The following is a 17,178-nucleotide window of genomic DNA, read 5'->3' on the forward strand; positions in this document are numbered from 1 at the left end:
GCGTAATCTGATGAAATCTCATCGATCAGATGGTGCTAACTTGGGGGAAAGGTCACCGACCATTTTCAACGGATACCGACACAGGCGTATCGATGTTGAACCCGGCCTGCTCCAGCCAGGTACCTTTGAGAAGAAGGAATGGCGTGATGCGGTTGCCGCTATAAGGCTCGCTTTTCAGCGTGTAATCCCAGTGACCTTTGCGGACTTTCAGTTTGCGTTGTTTCATGGTGTTGCTCCTTGTGCTTATTTCGAATTAAAAGCAATGGGTGGTCAGGAGGTTCGAAACAGCCACAAGAACTGCTCTGGGTATTTCCCGAAGGTGTTGTATTCCCCAGACCTCCCGACCCTTACAGGCCGGTTTTCAGGCACAAAAATACCGCGGTTGGTTCGGGGTGCGGTGAGGCCCGCTTGTGGGAGTTTCGACGCTCCTTGTGGGAAAGTGTACTTCGATTTGCGGTACTGTCAATGCGGCCAGTTCCCTAAAAGCCTAGAGAGTTTTTCTCTTACACATGTTTAAACTATTGCTTACGCTTAATGGCGCTCGCGGCGTCATTCATCGCCGCCGCTCGGTCGATAGATAGGGGAAGGAGGGAAATATAAAGATGAAGGCAGGAAGTCCGTACTTAAAAGATGGTAGCGATTGGGCGGAGCATGAGGAGTATCTCGTCGGGGATGAGGCTGGGCTGCGTAACCTTATAGCCGCCTGCGAGGCGGCTATCGAGAATGGCGAGGCTCGACGGGAAGATCTCGGGGACTACCTTGGCGTGAAATGTCTCAGCCCGGCCTTCTTCGAAAAGCCCGATGAGGTCGGTTCGAGCTTTGGTACTGGTATCCTCGTTGTAATGGTTGTGCTCGCCGTCGCGCTGATGCTGATCGGGCTCTATACGGTTGGGACCTGGCTGTTTTAGGTCGGTTGCTCGACAGCTGATCTTGTGGCTTGGCCTCCGCCGCTTCCCCCGGTGGGCCGGTAGTAGCCCTGCGGTTCCCCGTAGGTAGCATCCACATGCACTCAGGTCTTCCCGAGCCGCTCGTCCATATCCGCTGCTGGTGCGCGCCATCAGTTTTGAGGACGTTCTTATGTGGGAGGTAGGAGAGGCAGCTTAGGGTGTGGATTCGCAGGTCGCGGCCCTGAGCCGGGGAGTACCTGGCGTTTTCGTGCGGTTTGGAAGTCTGGTCCCGAGCCAATTCGGAGATTGTTGGAGACGTTCGGCTCTATATGTGGGCCGGAAGAGGTGGCGGCTCTAAGGCGTTGGGGTTGATTTGGAACAGCGCAGCTCTATGCGTTAGTGAATTCCGGCTCCCTAAAATACTTCTTTGATCCTCTTTTGTGCCTTCGCGACAGCCGTAAACAAGTGTTGACTGTGATGTCGATCACGTTTTTAATTTTTGGGGATCGAGTGCTAGCTTAACGAATATTCAAGACAATAGAGGCCGCGCTGCGCTTTCCCTCTATTCGGGAAGAGCGATTACGACTCGGAGGACAACGACATGGCTAGATGCACAGCACCAGTACAGGGACATCGCACGGCGAGCGGTGCAGCTGCCTGCCCCGCATGCAGTGGCCGGTACGGCAGCTATGGTGGTTATGGAGGCTACGGGTCGTACTCTCCGTCGTCCTATTTCTCATCGGGGAGTAGTGGCGGAGGGCGAAGCAGTGTCGGTGGATCTAGCAGAAGTGCAAGACCGAGTTGGTCGCCAGCCGGATCGTCCGTGTCGTACACGCCGGCTGAAGTTCGGGCTCTCTCGCCGGTCCGCCGCAGCGTGGAGAACCGAGCGCCACTGCCTGTGTGCCGAGATGTCTTTCTCTGTCATGCATGGGACGACCGAGGAGGGGCCGCCAAGGAACTGCACGATCTGCTCGAGTCACGCAATATTTCGGTCTGGTTTAGCGAGAAAGACGTAGCCCTCGGTACGAGTCTGCTCCGCGAAATCGACAAGGGGCTGGCTAACTCTAGAGTTGGAATTGTGCTGGTCACCCCCGCGCTGCTGCGCCGCCTCCGAGGAGAGGGTATCGCCGACAAAGAGCTTTCAGCTCTCTTGGCGCGTGACTTGCTTGTTCCCATCGTACATGACACGACTTACGAGGATCTCCGCGAGGTTAGTCCCCTGCTAGGCTCGCGAAGCGGTCTAAGCACTAAAGAAGAACCGATGGCAGACGTTGCAACCAAGATTGCCGAGTTGGTCGCGCTCTAGTTCAATTGCCCATAGTTCGTCGTTTAGATGCGCTTGTTTAGTCGACCTTCCTTGTTCAAGGAAGTAAATAAAGTTTATAAAAGAAGAAAGACTATAAGCAATGATATTGGGGTAGGGTATGCTGCAAGTAAGTGGGGCGTCTTTAGATTAGTTGCTTTATAGGGGGGGGGGGCGAAATCTTGTCGGCGGCGGGATGAAAGAGTGTTCATTTCTCATCGCCTTGCGTGGCTCTTCCTTTCGCGGTTATGGGGAAGCGAAACCTAAAGATGTCTCTCAGAGCGGCCCTGGTGCCGATAAATGTCCGTCGCTCGTATCGGTGAAGGTTGCTGGTTGCTAAATCTATAAATGGGTTATTAGAGTTTTGAAGTTTGGTGCCGCCAGTTGGCTTGGTGTCTGCTATATCAGTATGTATATTATCCTTCAGGCCTGACAAATGAGTGTGCTCTATGGGGATTCTTGGATTGAAAGATAAAGATGCGCAAAAGCTTAAGGCGGGGTTGAAGGAGTTAAGGGAGCTGAATGATTGTCTTAGCAGCAAGTATTCGCTTCGGAACGACATAGTCGATATTCATGATAGACGATACGCTCTCAACGCCCTATTTCAGGAAGAAATGGGGAAGATTGATGATCAGAGGAAAGAGCTGGAATTGGGTGTTAAGGACACCTTGCAGATAAAGGAAAAACTGGAATACGCGTTGTCGGCTATTTCAGAAGTAGATCGAATTCTAAAAGACGACGAAGAAGGAAGTTCGATTTATAATAAAATTTTATCGATTGCAAATGAAGAAACACTTGGTTCACTTAAGAAAAAAATAGCGGAATTGGTTGGGTTTTACAATGACCTATTCTCTGAAGATGAAGCCGGTGAAGTGCTGGTCGAAAAGGTAAGAAATGCCGCCAAGGACATCCTGGACTCACATGACGACCTCTTGGTCGATCGAGATGAAGATGGCAATAATAAGTTTGAAGCCGCGCAAAGAGAGATAGACCAAATAGAGGAACTCTACAACGAGTATTTCGTTTCGCGCGATGAGGAAGTTAGTAAAGTGCAGGAGTTCGAAAGCAAGATAAAGAAGATTGATGGGTTTTATGACAAGGTTTATGGGAACGAAAAGAAAAGTATCAAGTCGTTAAAGGATGACCTCGATGACCGCTTAAATGGTTTGAAGGAAATCGAAGGGAAGGCTAGGTCTGTTATAAATTTATCAAGCGAGGCGGGTTTGGCCGGCGGTTTCGTTGTTAAAGGAAAAGAAGCAAAACAGGGGCGTTTTTTTAGCCTTTCCGTCTTCGTTATTATAGTGGCCTCTATATTTTTCATTAATTTATATTTGTTTGACAAATCTGACTTTATAAATATTACCTGGAATACTTTCTTGTTTAAACTTTTGATTAATGCCCCTCTTATATGGGTTGCTACGATTGCGAACTTGAATCTGAATAAGTTTTCCCGGCTCGAACAAGAATATTCGCATAAAGAGGCCTTGGCAAAGTCGTATGAGCGATATAAAGAAGAAATCGAACAACTTGAGAATTTGGGTGTGGATGGTGCAGGGGCAATGAAGCTTAAGCTCCTAGAGATTAATTTGGATGCATTTAAGGTTAATCCTGCGGTGAATTCAGAGAAGGAGCGAAGTGGGTTTACTATTCTGAATGCTCTCGGTAAAGATAAAAAATGATGACGGATTAAATATTTGGTTTGGCCTTTTATGGCTTCCGGTCCTGGTTGGTCTGGCTGTTGGGGTTTTAGCTCTTTGGGCTGTCCGGCGTAGAAGGTGTCCACGGCCACTAGCTCCCCGGTGTGCTTGGTAATAATGTGTCGCTCCCTGAACTCCGGGCTGAAGCGTTCCAGGAGCCTGACTTGGCGTTCGGTGAGTTCCACCCGCTTCTCCCGGGTGGCCTGTTCCAGGCGCATCAGTCTCTCGTGTTTTGTCTGAAGGTTTTGCCGGGTCCAGACGCCGCGGACGCCCATGGAAGACACCGTAATGCCTTCCAGTGCCAGTGATTGAGCCACCCTCAGGCAGCCGTGTGTGGGCTCCTTCAGACAATACGTCAGAACGGCTTCCTCGATCTCCTCACTGACCCGGTTGGGGGAGGGCCGGGAGCACCAGGACGGCGGTCAATCAGTTCCTCAGAGCCATAGGTTTGGACGTTCCGCCGGATTTCATAGAACTGCTGCCGGGAGTAGCCATTACCTTGCAGGCCCTGGAGACATTGCCTAGATCCTGGGCCAGTTCTAGCAGGCTGAGCTTGCGCCGTGCTACTTTCTCATCGGAGGTCATATCCACTCCTTTCAGGTTGTAGATAACGTCGGCCAACGCTTTCTTTAACCCGGGGGTACCGCTTCTAGGCGCGGTGGACTGTCAGGTGAATACCACCACTACACAGAAAAGGGAAAGACTATGCGTGGTTACGATTTGAGGGTGTTGGGTAATTTATACGTGGAAGTAAGGAGTAACTTTCCGTTTTTTGCTCTTTCTGGTGCGGTGGTGGCCCTATTTCAGTTGTTAAACTACTTTTATGGTCTTCAGGCGGAAAATCAATCACCGTGGGTTGTTAATGTTTTTGCAGGTTTTTTGTCTGCTGATTTTCTTGCTTTTCTTATGGTTGTGACGGGATTCTTCAGTTCTGTCGCTGTTCTCGTTGGTGAAAAAGGTGCGAGTTTTTGGCGTCGATGGGCGCTGGAATGTGAATTCAGATGTAGGCAGATAATCGCAGTTTTGATCTGCTTTTTATTTGGATACGGAGTGCTCGCAGCTTTGTATTCCCTCTTGTTCTCCCAGTATCAGGGGCTGGCTCTCTTGTTGGCGGTGGTGGTCTTTGGTTTGTGTTGCGTTTTGATCTATTTCTTGGTCGCTTCTCTGGCGTCATCCAATGGGGATTTTAATGGGAAAGGATTGGCCAGTGTTATGCTTGTAACAACTGCAGCTTTGGCTGCATATCTTGTTTTATACGCCTAGACTTTTCGCCACCAAACCATCACCCCAGTCACACTCAACACAATCACAACCAACCCCAACACCGTCGCAACCACCCGATAACCCACCCCACCCACCGCCGCGATATGCAAACTGGTCAGCCAGGTCGTCACCGTATTCCCCGCCGCTTCCCCAGTGGGCAGGTAGTGGCCCAGCAGTGCGCCGTCCGTCGCATCCACATACACCCAGGTTTCCCCGAACCGCTCGTTCACGTCGCTGCTGGTGCGCGCCATCAGTTTGAGGGCGTTCTTGTGTGGGGTGTAGGCGAAGCGTTCCAGGGCGTGGATGGTCAGGTCGCGGTCCTCGGCGAGGGCCTCCAGGTGTTGGCGGGCGGCGTGGTAGCCGGGTTCCCAGCCGATGGGCGGTTGTTCGCTGGGGTTGGCCTGGGCGGGCACGGCGTCGAGCGGGTCTTCCTGGAAGCTGAGGAACAGGCCGGTGGTGGGGCGGTAGACCTGGTCGTAGAGGGTGAGGGCGACGCCGCTCCAGGCGAAGACGAGCAGCAGGGCCCAGGGCCAGAGGCCGCCGGCGCGGTGCAGGTCGAAGGTGCGTTTGTGGCCGCCGGCGCGCCAGCGGAGGCGCCAGGCTTTGGCCCAGCGTGTCCAGAAGCGGCGGGGGCGGTGCCGGGCGTCGCGGCGGCGCGGTGGGGGGAAGGTGAGCCAGGCGCCGACGAAGCAGTCCAGGGTCCAGAGCAGGGCGATGACGCCGAAGATCCAGGTGCCAATGGTGCCCAGGGCCAGGGAGTGGTGCAGGCGGTAGACGAAGGGCATCAGGTTGCTGACGCCCTGGCTGAGGTCGCCCCACAGGCGGCCGCCGAGGATCTGGCCGGTGTAGGGGTTCACGAACACTTCGTCGATCGGCAGCGCCGGCGCGCCCGGTTTGGCGCTGAGGAAGAAGCGCACCGGGCTGTGGGCGTCCGGGGGCGCGAGCATCATCCAGTGGACGTTGGCGTCCGGGTAGGCGGCGTCCACCTGGTCGCGCAGGGCGAAGGGCGAAAGCGGTGCGCTGTGCGCCGCCGGGGGCTCAATTTGCAGCCAGTGCGGGTTGATCAGGGCGTCGAGCTCGTAATACCACACCAGCAGCGCGCCGGTGAGGCCGGCGATGATCAGGAAGCCTGCCATCACCAGCCCGACGTAGCGGTGCAGGAGCACCAGCCGCTGGCGCATCTTCATTCAGCGCGACCCATTAAAACAAGTATTTCACGCGCGCCAGGTAGGTGCGGCCTTCTTCGCGGATCACGCCGTCGAAGGAGCCGGGGGAGAAGATCTCCTCGTCGGTGACGTTGTTGAGCAGCAGGTCCAGTTGCAGGGCGTCGGTGACGGCGTAGTAGGCGCCCAGGTCCACGCGGGTGTAGGCGGGCAGGGTGACGCTGTTGTCCGCGTTGGCGGGGCGTTCGTCCACGTAGGCGACGGTGCCGCCCAGGCTCAGGCCGGTGACGGCGTTGAGGTAGTAGCGGCTTTGCAGGGCGGCGGTGTGCAGGGGCACGTTGATAAAGCGGTTGCCTTCCAGGGTCTTGTCGTCGGTGCGCAGCACTTCGGTGTCGGTGTAGCCGTAGCCGGCGCTCAGGTAGAGGTTGGCGGTGGCGTAGCCGTCCACGGTGAGCTCGGCGCCTTGGGAGCGGGCGCTGCCCTGGGCCACCAGGAAGCCGGCGTTGAGCGGGTCGCTGATGGGCATGTTGTCCTTGTCGATGACGAAGCCGGCGGCGTTGATGTTGAGTCGGCCGGCGGTGACGCGCACGCCCGCTTCGTATTGCACGCTTTCCTCGGCTTTCAAGGGCTGGCGGCCGGAGGTGGTGCCTTGTTTGGGCACGAAGGCTTCGTTGCGGCTGGCGTAGAGCGAGGTGCTGTCGGTGAGGTCGTAAACCAGGCCGAGCTGGGTGGTCCAGGCGGTTTCGCCGAGTTCGGCGCGGGTGACGGCGTCACCGGCCATGAAGTCGGTGGTTTTCTGGGATTGCTCCGCGTCGGTGTAGCGCAGGCCGGCGAGCAGGGTCCATTTCTCGGCGATGGTGATGCGGTCCTGGACGAAGCCGGCGAGGATGCGGTCGGTCTGGATAAAGCCCCGGTCGCGGGCTTTGGTGCTCAGGTCCATGGGGCCGTAGACCGGGTCATACAGGTCGATAGGGGTCACCAGATAAAACTGGGTGGGCCGCGTGCTGTCGGATTCCCGGAAGTTCACGCCAGCGATAAAGCGATGGGTCTGGCCGGCCAGGGTGGTTTCGCCGCTGAGATCCAGGATCACTTCGTGGTCGGTTTGTTTGGCGTCGTCGCTGGCGAAGACCAGACGGTTGAGGGTGCGGAAGTCCGCGGCCAGGCCGAGCGGGCCGTATTCCTTCCACTCCGCGCTGTTGCGGGTGTAGGCGTAGCTCAGGCGGGCGTCGATGGTGTCGGTGAGCGCCTGGGTAAGGCGGGCGTTCAGGTAGACGGAGTCCCGCTCGGTGGAGGCGTCCTTCCAGGCTACGTTGAAGTCGTCGCTGTAGTCGCCGTTGGGGTTGGGCTCGAAGGCGCCTTGCGCCGGGGCGCCGCCGGGCAGGGCGGTCCACTCGTTGGCGGAGTAGCTGCCTTCTACGGTCAGGTTGGTGGTGTCGCTCAGGTCCATGGTCACGTTGGGCGCCACGAACAGGCGCTCGTAGCCCCAGTAGTCCATGGAGGCGTTGCTGTCCTGGTGGGCCAGGTTGAGGCGGGCGCGCACCCGGTCGTTGAGCGGGCCGGTCACATCCAGGGTGGCGCGGTGGTAATCGTAGCGGCCGTACTCGGCGCTCACTTCCGCCTGGTAGTAATCCAGCGGTTGCTTGGTGACCACGTTGATGGTGCCGCCCGGCTCCATCTGGCCATACAGCACCGAGGCCGGGCCCTTGAGGATTTCCAGGCGCTCCACGTTGGCCAGGTCGGTGGGATGGTCGGTCTGGCGGAAGCCCAGGCCGTTGACGGACTGCTCCGCGTTGAAGCCGCGAATCAGGAAGTCGTCGGCGAACATGTCGCGGCCGGAGCCGGACCGGTTGGCGCTGGGGGTGAGGCGCACGATGTCGCCCACGGCGTTGGCCTGGGCCAGCTCGAAGTTTTCCCGGTCGTAGACGCTGACGCTTTGCGGGATGGCTTCCACCGTGTCGTTCTTCTGGCGGCCGTACACGGAGACCGCGTCCAGGGTATTGCTCTCGCTGGTTTCCTGCGGCGCCGCTTCCAGCCGGTAGCCATTCTCCACCCGCACGGCGGTGACGCCGCTGCCCGCCAGCAGGGCACGCAGGGCCTGGGCCGGCGTGTAGTCGCCGCTCAGCGCCGGCGCCTGCTTGCCCTCCAGCAGCGAAGCATCGCCGCCGATGGCCAGCCCGGTCTGCCGGGCCAGATCGATCACTGCCTGGTCCAGGGGCTGGGCGGGGAGGTTGATAGTCTGCGTGGTTGCGGTCTGCGCCCGGGCGGGCTGGGTGAGCAGCGGCGCGGTGAGCAGCGGGGTCAGCAAGCCAAGCAGCAATAGCGCCTTTGGCGCCTTCGCGGTGTTCGGTTTTTGTGAGCGAATCATGGGGGCTCCAGCAGGGATGCGCGGTGTCTTTACCTATGAAGACAAAGCAGCGGAGCCCATCGGGCAGTGGTGGCGGAAAAATTTTTTTCCGTTTCGAGGTGGCGCCGGAAGCGAACTGTAGGAGCGACTTCAGTCGCGATAGGGGTTCACCTCGGGCGGCTTTATCGCGACTGAAGCGGAGTGCCGCCCAGTCGCTCCTACGGAGGGTTCAAAGCGTTTTCAGGGAGATTCCCGTTGCGGGGTTACGGCGACGGGCGGCGGACGGTGACGTACCAGGGCGTGAGGTAGCGCACCTCCAGGTTGAGGGTGTCGGCGAGCAGGGCCAGGGCGGCATCGCTGTCGTTGGCGGGGAGCACGCCGGTGAAGCGGGGTGCGTCCGGGGCGGCGAGGGCGTCGTCCAGGGTCAGCAGGCCGGAGCGGTGGCGGGCCAGGCGGTCGACCACTTCCGTGAGGGGCGCCTTGCTGAAGCCCAGGCGGCCGTCGGCCCAGTCCGGGCGCTGGCGTGGGGTGCCGGCGCGGTTCAGGACGCCGTGGCGGTTCAGGTCCGCCTGATGGCCGGCGGTGAGCTTGAGTTCGTCGCCGCCGTCCCGGGGCGCCACCGCCACGGTGGATTCCTGTACCGCCACCCGGGTGAAGCCGTCGTCCAGGCGCACGCTGTATTGGGTGCCCAGGGCGGTGGCGGTGAGGTCCCGGGTGGCGACCTGGAAGGGGCGGTCCGGAGCCTTGGCCACGGTGGCCAGCAGCTCGCCGCGTATCAGTTTTACGGTGCGACGGGTGTCGCTGTAATTCAGGTCGATGGCGCTGCCGCTGTTGAGCACCACCTGGCTGCCGTCGGGCAGGGTCAGGGTGCGGATCTCCCCGGCGGCGGTGCGGTAGTCGGCGCCCCAGTAGGCCCAGGGCAATTGCGCGCCGGCCAGCACCAGCAGCAGCACGGCGCCGAGACCGGTGGCTTGCCGCCGGCGCCGGCGGCGCCGTTCCGCGGTGGCGTCGGTGGCTCGCCACATCCGTTGGATCTGTTCCAGCACCTGGCGGCGGCGCGGGTCCTTGGCCTGCCAGGTGTCGCACTCCGTCTGCAGGCGGGCGCGTTCGTCGGCGCCGGCGGTTTGCAGGGCGACCACCCACTCGGCGGCCTGTTGGCGGATGCGGTTCAACTCGGACACGGCGCCTCCGCCAGGCTGTCGTAGAGGCGCGCGTGGCAGTGGGCGAAGGCCTTGGCCAGGTACTGTTTGACGCTGCTCTCGGACACCGACAGCCGGCGCGCGATCTGCCGGTAGGTCAGGCCCTCCAGCCGTGCCATCAGAAACGCCCGGCGCGGCTTCTCCGGCAGCTCGTCCACCAGCAGGCGGAGCACCGTCACCAGCAGGTTCTGGGCGGCGGCGATCTCCGCCGGGCCCCGATCGTCCCGGGTCTCCACCAGGATCGCCACCTGGCGCAGCGCTTCCTCTTCCACCTGCCGGCGGTGGTGGCGATTGATCATCAGCCGGCTGGCGATAACCATCAGATAGGCACGCGGATCGCGCAGCGCCTCCAGCGACTGCTCGCCCAGAATCAGCCGCAGGAAGGTGTCCTGGCTCAGGTCCGCCGCGTCGTGGGGGCAACGCAGCCGACCCTGCAGCCAATGCGTCAACCAGCCATGATGCGCCGCATACAGCTCGCCCAGCTCCCGCTGGGAGCCGGGCAACAACGGCTGAATGTCGGTGGCGGCGCCGGACATAGGTTTCGGAGGGTGTGTTTATAGTTGAGAGTGATTATCAATTAAAGACTGAAAGGGCGCAACTCGTGCTGCTAGGGACCCAAGGAACCGATGCGGCGCGGGTGCGGCGCGGGTCGGACCACGATAACCAATTGATTTAATAGATCTTTGTGCTCTCTGGCTCGGTTTCGGACGGCTTAAAAGGGTACTTTCACGGGTCAATCGATACCTTTAACGCGGGCTTCGGGCCACAGACTTTGCTTAGAAGTGATTTATGGGGTCATTAAACGCGGGCTAACGCTCGTAAAGACGTCGAAATTCCAAGAGAATGCTTTGAAATCAATGAGTAACGATGGTCCGACCCGAGGGGCCCGAGGGGCCTGCTCGATGAATGATTGGCTCGATAAACAGGATAGGGAGTATCGGCATCTCAAGGCCGGGCAGAGTTACCGGGTGGCGCGCGCTTTCCGGGACTACGACGGCCAATGCCATGAGGAAGGAGAGACCTTTGAGTTCCTCGGCGCCAACTTTGTGCCCTATCACGATGGCCTGTCGTTGTTTGTTAGACGAGAAGGGCACGAAGAACAGATTCGCCTGCAACTTCATCCTGAGGAGCAGCAGGATATCATCGAACAACTGGGGGCCTACCTGAGCCCCTTATCGTGAAGGCCTGGGCCGGGGTCGGATCACTGTAAGGGGCAGGCTGGGGTCGGACCACCATAAGTTTTTGATTTAACGGAGTTTCGGGTTTTATTGTGCGATGTTTGTTGGCTTAGCAGGGTGGTCCGACCCCGGCCCCCGCCGGGCTTCGCCCGGCGGCCATGGAGGCACCTGGGCGTTGCTGACATAGTGCGTGCTTTATGACAACGGGGGTATGCCATGACCGCGAGCATGTTGGCGCTGTGGAGCTGCGGGCTGTTCTTTCTGACCGGTTTGCTGACCGGGGTTTGGAAATACGTCCAGATCGAAGGCAGCGAGCGGGCCCGGGCGCATTACTACGTGGACACGGCCCACCGCGCCAGCCTGATGTATGCCTTTGCCTGCCTGGTGCTGGAACGTTTCGCCGCGCTCAGTGTGTGGCCGGAATGGGTAAACGTGCTGGCGGTGCTGGCGTCGGTGCTGTTTTTCGCGCTGGCGGTGGGCAGCTATATTCTGCACGGCCTGCTCAAGGACACGCGCAATCAGCTGCAAAAGCCGCACGCTTTTGGCCGCTGGACCCTGGCCCCGAGGATGATGATGACCTTTATGTGGGCTCTGGTGATTGCCGAGATCGGTGGTTTCCTGGTGCTGCTGGCGGGCTTCGCCGCCGCCTAGGGCGGGGCCCGGCGGGTAGCGGAAAGCTTGCCGGTTTTTCAGTCTGGGATGGTTGCCAATGTTTGGCAGATCGAGAAAGAACAGCGTAACGCTGCGCGAAGAGCGTACCCCGGAGGATTATCGTTTTCTCGGTGCGACACTCCAGAAAAATGGCGACCTGGTCTTCGAGGGCCAGGACCTGGGCCAGAGTGTCCGCAAAGCCTTTGGATGCGCTGAATACGAGTGGGTATGGACGGTCAAGGCGCCGGATGTGGACTGCCTGCGGCGGGCCCTCGGCAGCCGCGGCGATCTCCTGGCCCTGCTCAAGAAGCGCTTCAGCGGAGCCAACGCGGCGGGGCTTCGGAGCTTCCTGGAGGAGCATGAGATCCCGTTCGAATCCTGGAGCCGCATCGGAGACTAGTCGGGGACTAGTCGGGGTCGGACCACCGTAACTCATTGATTAATATTAATTCAGTGCGCCCAAAAACGGCAGGATTAGTCCTTAGAGGCGTGATTTCAGGGCGATAAACCGGCGTTCTACGGTTGCTCCAGCTGTCTTAGAGGCCGTTTTGAGTGGCCTGAAACGTCAGCTAAGGGCCTTTTATCTCTGAAAAAACGAATGAAATTTATATAAATCAATTACTTGCCGTGGTCCGACCCCGGGGCCGCCCCGGGGCCGGTGGGGTGGGTCAGTTTTGGGCGGTGGGGGTGACGCGCCAGATGGTGTTGGAGAGGTCATCGGCGATGATCACGGCGCCTTCCGGGTCCACGGTGACGCCCACCGGGCGGCCGCGGGCCTTGCCGTCTTCGCTCAGGAAGCCGGTGGCGAAGTCCACCGGGTCGCCGGCGGGCTCGCCGTTCTGGAAGGGCACGAACACCACCTTGAACCCCACCGGATCGCTGCGGTTCCAGCTGCCGTGCTGACCGACGAAGGCGCCTTCGGCGAACTGCTCGCCCATCCGCGAGTTGGAGAAATCCACGCCCAGCGCCGCCACGTGGGAGCCCAGGGCGTAGTCCGGTTTGATGGCGCGCTCGACCATCTCCGGTTTCGGCGGTTTAACCCGGGTGTCCTCGTTCTGGCCCCAGTAGCTGTAGGGCCAGCCATAGAACGCCCCTTCCTTCACCGAGGTCAGATAATCCGGGACAAGATTGGGGCCGATCTCGTCCCGTTCATTCGCCACCGCCCAGAGTTCGCCGGTGTCCGGCTGGATGGCCAGCGCGGTGGGATTGCGCAGGCCGGTGGCGAAGGGGCGGTGCAGCCCGGTTTCGGCTTCAATCTGCCAGACCATGGCGCGGTCTTCTTCCACTTCCATGCCCCGCTCACCGATGTTGCTGTTGGAGCCGATACCGACGTACAGGAAGCGACCCTCCGGCCCCGCGGTCATGGCCTTGGTCCAGTGGTGATTGATCACCGCCGGCAGGTCGGTGACTTTCTCCGGTGCGCCGCTGGCCCGGGTCTGGCCTTCTTCGTAGTCGAAGCGCACCAGCGCGTCCTGGTTGGCTACGTACAGGCGGTCGTCGATCAGGGCCAGCCCGTAGGGCGCGTTCAGGTTATCGGCGAACACGCCTTGCTGTTCGTAGCGGCCGTCGCCGTCGGCGTCGCGCAGCAGCGTCAGGCGATCGCCACTGTCCGCCTCGCTCTTGCCCTGCTTCTTGATGAAGCCGGCGATGAAGTCCTTGGGGCGCAGGGCCGGTGCGTTGCCGCCGGACCCTTCCGCCACCAGGATATCGCCGTTGGGCAGCACCAAGGTCTGGCGCGGAATTTTCAGATCGGTGGCGATGGCCTCGATCTGATAGCCGTCCGGCGCGGAGGGTTTTTCATCGCCCCATTCCGCGGGCTCGGAGATGTTCATGTTCGGCAGCAGGCCGCGCCGAGGCTCCGGCAGCGTGGGGTTGGCGCCGTGCTGTTCGGCGGGCTCGACCTGGTTCTCACCGCCGCAGGCGGTCAGAGAGAACAGCAACGGAAGCGACAGCAGGGGGATGGCGTAACGCATGTTATTTCACTCCTCCACGCAGGCCTGAGTAGCCGACCAGGCTCGCCACCAGGGCCAGCACCGTCACAATCGCCGACAGCCACAATCCGGCGGGCATGGCCGCCCAGGCGTCCTTGGCGTGCACCAGCGCATTGATAAAGCCGAGCACCCACATGGCCAGCAGCACAAGGAAATAGACCGCGTGCCTGGCGGTGCGGGCCGGCCCGCTGATCACCCATTCGATCAGCGCCCACAGCAGCGCCAAGCCACCGCCCAGCAGGGCGCCGGCGATCAGCCAGGAGGCAAAATTGGTCCACTGCACCTGATAGCTGGTGGAGTAGGCCCAATCGCTGAGCAGCGCACCCAGAAACAACGGCAAGGGGAAGGCAAGCAAAATGGCGTGCAGCGGATGCAGCGCACGCCCGTGCGTCGTTCGATGTGTGTCGACCATGGCGGTTCTCAAGTCCTTTGAAGATTACCCGATGCCCCGCATCTTCCAGACCCGTCGTGAACGCGAAAAGAACCGGACCGGCCAACCCCAACCATTTTGACCAATCTTTACATTCATCCGGGTGACCCACTCCGGGGTTACCCACTCCGGGGTCGGACCACGCTAACTCGTTGTTTCCTGGGCTTAAGCGGCCTGAAAAAGCAGCTTTTAACGCCTTGGCGGGGCATTTTCTTGGGTCAAATTCGCCCCTTAACCCAGGCCGCTGGCACGGGGCTCCCTCCTTCTCTAAACCTCCATTTATGACCTGGAAAAACGCCTTTTGAGGACCGGGAGCCCCCTGAAAAAAGCGGTAAATCCTTAGGAATCAGTGGGTAACCGTGGTCCGACCCCGGTGGGCGACGGTTGGGGGGAAAATCTGGATAATGGCGCGCATTCGCTTCCCCGACTGGCTGTGCCCCCATGGAAATCAAGGTCAACTTCCTCGACAACCTCCGCCTGGAGGCCAAATTCGACGACTTCACCGTGGTCACCGACCAGCCGATTCGCTACAAGGGCGACGGGTCGGCGCCCAGTCCGTTCGATTATTTCCTGGCGTCGTCGGCGTTGTGCGCGGCCTATTTCGTGAAGGTGTACTGCAAGGCGCGGGACATTCCCACCGACAACATCCGCCTCTCGCAGAACAACATCGTCGACCCGGAGAATCGCTACAACCAGATCTTCCGCATCCAGGTGGAGTTGCCCGAGGGCCTGTCCGACAAGGACCGCCAGGGCATCCTGCGTTCCATCGACCGCTGCACGGTGAAGAAGGTGGTGCAGACCGGGCCGGAGTTCCGGATCGAGACCGTGGACAATCTGGACGAGGACGCCCAGGCCCTGCTGATGGCCGGCGTGGACGGCGAGGCGCGCACGTTCATCGAGGGCAAGGACCGGCCGCTGGAGGAGACCATCGCCACCATGACCCGGGCGCTGGAAGCCCTGGGCATGAAGATCGAGATCGCCTCCTGGCGCAACATCGTGCCGCACGTCTGGTCGCTGCACATCCGCGACGCGGCCTCGCCCATGTGCTTCACCAACGGCAAGGGCGCCACCAAGGAAAGCGCCCTGTGCTCCGCTCTGGGCGAGTTCATCGAGCGGCTGAACTGCAACTTCTTCTACAATGATCAGTTCTTCGGCGAAGAGATCGCCAACGCCGACTTCGTGCATTACCCCAACGAACAATGGTTCCGGCCCGGCCCCGGGGACGCGCTGCCGGCGGAGATCCTGGACGACCACTGCCGGGCGATCTACGACCCGGACGGCGAGCTGCAAGGCTCGAACCTGATCGACACCAATTCCGGCCGGGTGGATCGCGGTATCTGCGCCCTGCCGTTCCAGCGCCGCTCCGACGGCGAGACCGTGTGGTTCCCCTCCAACCTGATCGAGAACCTGTTTCTCAGCAACGGCATGAGCGCCGGCAACACCCTGGCCGAGGCCCAGGTGCAGTGCCTGTCCGAAATCTTCGAACGGGCGGTGAAAAAACAGATCATCGAAGAAGAGCTGGCGCTGCCGGACGTGCCGAAAGAAGTGCTGGCGAAATACCCGAAGCTGGTGGAAGGCGTGCAGGCCCTGGAGGCCCAGGGCTTCCCGGTGCTGGTCAAGGACGCCTCCCTGGGCGGGCAATTCCCGGTGGCCTGCGTGGCACTGATGAACCCGCGCACCGGGGGCGTGTTCGTGTCGTTCGGCGCCCACCCGAGCATGGCGGTGGCCCTGGAGCGCAGCCTCACCGAGCTGTTGCAGGGCCGCAGTTTCGAGGGGCTCAACGATTTCCCGGCGCCCACCTTCAACAGCCTGGCGGTGACCGAGCCGAACAATTTCGTGGAGCACTTTATCGACTCCAGCGGCCTGGTGTCCTGGCGCTTCTTCAGCGCCAAGGCGGACGTGGCGTTCCACGAGTGGGATTTCTCCGGCACTACTGAAGAAGAAGCGGAGCGCCTGTTCGGCATCCTCGAGGACCTGGGCAAGGAGGTCTACACCGCCGCTTACCACGAGCTGGGCGCGCCGGCCTGCCGCATCCTGGTGCCGGGCTATTCCGAGGTCTACCCGGTGGAGGACCTGGTCTGGGACAACACCAACAAGGCGCTGGACTACCGCGAGGACATCCTCAATCTGCACCGTCTCGACGACGGCCAGTTAACGGATTTGCTCGAACGTCTCGAAGAAAGCCAGATCGACGACTACACCGACATCATCACCCTGATCGGCATCGAGTTCGACGAAAACACGGTCTGGGGCCAGCTCACCGTGCTGGAGCTGAAACTGCTGATCAATCTGGCCCTGGGCCAGCACGACGAGGCCCTGGAGCGCACCGAGGCGTTCCTGCAGTTCAACGACAACACGGTGGAACGCAACCTGTTCTACCGCGCGGTCAGCGCGGTGCTGGAAATCACCCTGGACGATGAACTGGACCTGAACGATTACCTCACCAACCTGCGTCGGATGTACGGCGACGACACCATGGCGGAGGTGGTCGGCGCGGTGGACGGCTCCGTCCGCTTCCCGGGCCTCACCCCCACCAACCTGCAGCTCGAGGGCCTGGACCGCCACCTGCGCCTGATCGAGAGCTACAAAAAACTCCACGCCGCCCGCGCCGCGGCGGTGGCGGGCTGACCCGGCGAGCCATCGGCCGGGCAATCGCCCCGGCCTAGAGCTGTGCCTTGAACACCCCGCTGCCCCGGGCGCACAGCGTGTCGTCGGCGAACACCCGCGCCTCGGCGAAGCTGAGCGTGCGCCCGGTGCGGGTGACCGACGCCCGCACCTCCAGCCACTGACCCACCCGGGCGGTGCCGAGAAAATCCATACTCAGGTTCACCGTCACCAGCCCCTTGATGCCGCCCAGCGCGCCGGCGCAGCTCAGCCCCATGGCGTTATCGCAGAGCGTGGAGATCAGGCCGCCGTGGACAAAGCCCCGGCTGTTGGCGTGGGCGTCACCGGCGCGCAGGCCCAGGCTGAGGCCCTGTTCATGGGGGCGTTGATAGATCGGTTCCCACGGGGCGGTGAATCCGCTTTTGCGCGGGTGCGGCTGAAAGCCTTCGGGGACGGCGGACATAACAA

At 60.6% G+C, this 17,178-nt stretch carries 16 protein-coding genes and 1 pseudogene; 8 read left to right on the forward strand and 9 right to left on the reverse strand.

Going from position 1 to position 17,178, the window contains the following annotated elements:
- Positions 1-52: 52 nt before the first annotated feature.
- The gene (locus tag IM760_RS15325; RefSeq protein ID WP_204431029.1) at positions 53-226 is read right to left on the reverse strand and encodes a SymE family type I addiction module toxin; all 174 of its coding nucleotides are present in this window, start codon (positions 224-226) and stop codon (positions 53-55) included.
- 376 nt (positions 227-602) lie between these two features.
- On the opposite strand from IM760_RS15325, the gene IM760_RS15330 reads away from it, so the two are divergent.
- From IM760_RS15330 to IM760_RS15340, 3 genes are all read left to right on the forward strand, one after another.
- On the forward strand, positions 603-908 hold the full coding sequence (locus IM760_RS15330) for a hypothetical protein (RefSeq protein ID WP_204431031.1): 306 nt from the start codon (positions 603-605) through the stop codon (positions 906-908).
- Between the two features lie 580 nt (positions 909-1,488).
- The gene (locus IM760_RS19130; RefSeq protein WP_204431033.1) at positions 1,489-2,193 is read left to right on the forward strand and encodes a toll/interleukin-1 receptor domain-containing protein; all 705 of its coding nucleotides are present in this window, start codon (positions 1,489-1,491) and stop codon (positions 2,191-2,193) included.
- A 446-nt stretch (positions 2,194-2,639) separates the two neighbouring features.
- Positions 2,640-3,869 (forward strand): hypothetical protein, encoded by a 1,230-nt coding sequence (locus IM760_RS15340; protein ID WP_204431035.1) that lies wholly within the window; start codon positions 2,640-2,642, stop codon positions 3,867-3,869.
- 74 nt (positions 3,870-3,943) lie between these two features.
- Here IM760_RS15340 and IM760_RS18930 read toward each other — a convergent pair.
- Positions 3,944-4,472 (reverse strand): annotated as a pseudogene (locus IM760_RS18930) (helix-turn-helix domain-containing protein); the annotation flags it as partial.
- Positions 4,473-4,592: 120 nt separating this feature from the next.
- On the opposite strand from IM760_RS18930, the gene IM760_RS15345 reads away from it, so the two are divergent.
- Positions 4,593-5,150: a hypothetical protein gene (locus IM760_RS15345; protein ID WP_204431037.1), complete on the forward strand. Its 558-nt coding sequence runs from the start codon at positions 4,593-4,595 to the stop codon at positions 5,148-5,150.
- Here the strand turns inward: IM760_RS15345 and IM760_RS15350 are convergent.
- From IM760_RS15350 to IM760_RS15365, 4 genes are all read right to left on the reverse strand, one after another.
- The gene (locus tag IM760_RS15350) at positions 5,147-6,337 is read right to left on the reverse strand and encodes a PepSY-associated TM helix domain-containing protein (RefSeq protein ID WP_204431039.1); all 1,191 of its coding nucleotides are present in this window, start codon (positions 6,335-6,337) and stop codon (positions 5,147-5,149) included. The two genes, IM760_RS15345 and IM760_RS15350, sit on opposite strands and share 4 nt — an antisense overlap.
- Before the next feature lie 13 nt (positions 6,338-6,350).
- Positions 6,351-8,678 (reverse strand): TonB-dependent siderophore receptor, encoded by a 2,328-nt coding sequence (locus IM760_RS15355; protein ID WP_204431041.1) that lies wholly within the window; start codon positions 8,676-8,678, stop codon positions 6,351-6,353.
- Positions 8,679-8,920: 242 nt separating this feature from the next.
- The gene (locus tag IM760_RS15360) at positions 8,921-9,838 is read right to left on the reverse strand and encodes a FecR domain-containing protein (RefSeq protein ID WP_204431043.1); all 918 of its coding nucleotides are present in this window, start codon (positions 9,836-9,838) and stop codon (positions 8,921-8,923) included.
- Entirely contained in the window at positions 9,826-10,392 is a 567-nt protein-coding gene (locus IM760_RS15365; RefSeq protein WP_239549887.1) for a sigma-70 family RNA polymerase sigma factor, read from the reverse strand. The genes IM760_RS15360 and IM760_RS15365 overlap by 13 nt, the downstream gene beginning before the upstream one ends.
- A gap of 366 nt (positions 10,393-10,758) precedes the next feature.
- Here IM760_RS15365 and IM760_RS15370 point away from each other — a divergent pair, with 366 nt between their 5' ends.
- The 3 genes from IM760_RS15370 to IM760_RS15380 all read left to right on the forward strand — a co-directional run bounded on the left by IM760_RS15370 (position 10,759) and on the right by IM760_RS15380 (position 12,085).
- Positions 10,759-11,037 carry a DUF3601 domain-containing protein gene (locus tag IM760_RS15370; RefSeq protein ID WP_204431045.1) on the forward strand — a complete coding sequence of 93 codons (279 nt, stop codon included), beginning with the start codon at positions 10,759-10,761 and terminating at the stop codon, positions 11,035-11,037.
- A gap of 213 nt (positions 11,038-11,250) precedes the next feature.
- A complete protein-coding gene (locus IM760_RS15375; RefSeq protein WP_204431047.1) occupies positions 11,251-11,685 on the forward strand; it encodes a hypothetical protein in 435 nt (144 codons plus the stop codon).
- A gap of 58 nt (positions 11,686-11,743) precedes the next feature.
- Entirely contained in the window at positions 11,744-12,085 is a 342-nt protein-coding gene (locus tag IM760_RS15380; protein ID WP_204431049.1) for a hypothetical protein, read from the forward strand.
- A 268-nt stretch (positions 12,086-12,353) separates the two neighbouring features.
- Here IM760_RS15380 and IM760_RS15385 read toward each other — a convergent pair whose 3' ends face one another.
- Together IM760_RS15385 and IM760_RS15390 are read right to left on the reverse strand one after the other, a co-directional pair.
- Entirely contained in the window at positions 12,354-13,658 is a 1,305-nt protein-coding gene (locus IM760_RS15385; RefSeq protein ID WP_204431051.1) for a PQQ-dependent sugar dehydrogenase, read from the reverse strand.
- 1 nt (position 13,659) lies between these two features.
- A complete protein-coding gene (locus IM760_RS15390; protein ID WP_204431052.1) occupies positions 13,660-14,088 on the reverse strand; it encodes a DUF2231 domain-containing protein in 429 nt (142 codons plus the stop codon).
- A 459-nt stretch (positions 14,089-14,547) separates the two neighbouring features.
- Here IM760_RS15390 and IM760_RS15395 point away from each other — a divergent pair, with 459 nt between their 5' ends.
- A complete protein-coding gene (locus IM760_RS15395; protein ID WP_204431053.1) occupies positions 14,548-16,734 on the forward strand; it encodes an OsmC domain/YcaO domain-containing protein in 2,187 nt (728 codons plus the stop codon).
- A gap of 34 nt (positions 16,735-16,768) precedes the next feature.
- Here the strand turns inward: IM760_RS15395 and IM760_RS15400 are convergent, their stop codons facing one another.
- The gene (locus tag IM760_RS15400; RefSeq protein WP_204431054.1) at positions 16,769-17,173 is read right to left on the reverse strand and encodes a PaaI family thioesterase; all 405 of its coding nucleotides are present in this window, start codon (positions 17,171-17,173) and stop codon (positions 16,769-16,771) included.
- Positions 17,174-17,178: the final 5 nt, after the last annotated feature.

This window comes from Alloalcanivorax marinus, from assembly GCF_016906305.1.
Lineage (GTDB): Bacteria > Pseudomonadota > Gammaproteobacteria > Pseudomonadales > Alcanivoracaceae > Alloalcanivorax > Alloalcanivorax marinus.

Excerpts from the sequence above, each read along its gene's own strand:
- IM760_RS15325 (WP_204431029.1), bottom strand. The coding sequence starts at position 226 with ATGAAACAACGCAAACTGAAAGTCCGCAAAGGTCACTGGGATTACACG.
- IM760_RS15395 (WP_204431053.1), top strand. The coding sequence starts at position 14,548 with ATGGAAATCAAGGTCAACTTCCTCGACAACCTCCGCCTGGAGGCCAAA.
- IM760_RS15380 (WP_204431049.1), top strand. The coding sequence starts at position 11,744 with ATGTTTGGCAGATCGAGAAAGAACAGCGTAACGCTGCGCGAAGAGCGT.
- IM760_RS15365 (WP_239549887.1), bottom strand. The coding sequence starts at position 10,392 with ATGTCCGGCGCCGCCACCGACATTCAGCCGTTGTTGCCCGGCTCCCAG.
- IM760_RS15355 (WP_204431041.1), bottom strand. The coding sequence starts at position 8,678 with ATGATTCGCTCACAAAAACCGAACACCGCGAAGGCGCCAAAGGCGCTA.
- IM760_RS19130 (WP_204431033.1), top strand. The coding sequence starts at position 1,489 with ATGGCTAGATGCACAGCACCAGTACAGGGACATCGCACGGCGAGCGGT.
- IM760_RS15400 (WP_204431054.1), bottom strand. The coding sequence starts at position 17,173 with ATGTCCGCCGTCCCCGAAGGCTTTCAGCCGCACCCGCGCAAAAGCGGA.
- IM760_RS15345 (WP_204431037.1), top strand. The coding sequence starts at position 4,593 with ATGCGTGGTTACGATTTGAGGGTGTTGGGTAATTTATACGTGGAAGTA.
- IM760_RS15370 (WP_204431045.1), top strand. The coding sequence starts at position 10,759 with ATGAATGATTGGCTCGATAAACAGGATAGGGAGTATCGGCATCTCAAG.
- IM760_RS15350 (WP_204431039.1), bottom strand. The coding sequence starts at position 6,337 with ATGAAGATGCGCCAGCGGCTGGTGCTCCTGCACCGCTACGTCGGGCTG.
- IM760_RS15330 (WP_204431031.1), top strand. The coding sequence starts at position 603 with ATGAAGGCAGGAAGTCCGTACTTAAAAGATGGTAGCGATTGGGCGGAG.
- IM760_RS15385 (WP_204431051.1), bottom strand. The coding sequence starts at position 13,658 with ATGCGTTACGCCATCCCCCTGCTGTCGCTTCCGTTGCTGTTCTCTCTG.
- IM760_RS15390 (WP_204431052.1), bottom strand. The coding sequence starts at position 14,088 with ATGGTCGACACACATCGAACGACGCACGGGCGTGCGCTGCATCCGCTG.
- IM760_RS15340 (WP_204431035.1), top strand. The coding sequence starts at position 2,640 with ATGGGGATTCTTGGATTGAAAGATAAAGATGCGCAAAAGCTTAAGGCG.
- IM760_RS15375 (WP_204431047.1), top strand. The coding sequence starts at position 11,251 with ATGACCGCGAGCATGTTGGCGCTGTGGAGCTGCGGGCTGTTCTTTCTG.